The organism is Marinobacter flavimaris, assembly GCF_002933295.1.
Taxonomy (GTDB): domain Bacteria; phylum Pseudomonadota; class Gammaproteobacteria; order Pseudomonadales; family Oleiphilaceae; genus Marinobacter; species Marinobacter flavimaris.
This window is the reverse complement of the sequence record NZ_PSSW01000049.1, coordinates 1-485: the sequence shown is the minus strand read 5'-3', so window position 1 is coordinate 485 and position 485 is coordinate 1. Positions and strand designations below refer to the sequence as shown.

At 47.2% G+C, this 485-nt stretch carries 1 protein-coding gene; it reads right to left on the bottom strand.

Translation table 11 applies throughout. The annotated features are described in order from the left end of the window. On the bottom strand, nt 1–485 hold a 485-nt coding region (locus MDHKLMBL_RS20940), incomplete at both ends, for a hypothetical protein (protein ID WP_199185573.1).

Genomic DNA, 485 nt, shown 5'->3' with positions numbered 1-485 from the left:
TTCTTTCGCCTTTTCCGCCAAAGCAATCTCTTTCTGCATCGCGTAAATCAGTTTGCGAAAGGCATCCTCTGCTACGCTTAAATCCTTTTTAATTGGTTTTCGATCGTGGGGTAAAGGGTGACCCAGCAATTCCCAAATTAGCCCCTCAGCTAAAGCTACTTCCTCGACATTTCGAGAGCGTTGCGTCTCCCAGTCGCCCCAAGGTCTTTCTCTACAAATTTCTTCGTGTGTATCGTACCTCAGCCCAATGTTTACAAACCCGGGCTTGTCAGGATGCGTTAAAAGGTAGATAACGCCTGCATTAATCCTTTGTTTTATTTCTTCGGGATCTCGTTCACCGACTCCGCACTCAGGACAGCCTTGACCTTCCCCCACAAAACTTGGTGTCGTGCGCCATTGATGACCATTAATGCATCGAAAATTAGCCTTTCCACTAATAACACTTCGCACGTAACCTAAAAGGGTGATGCCTCGGCCTTCCAGTC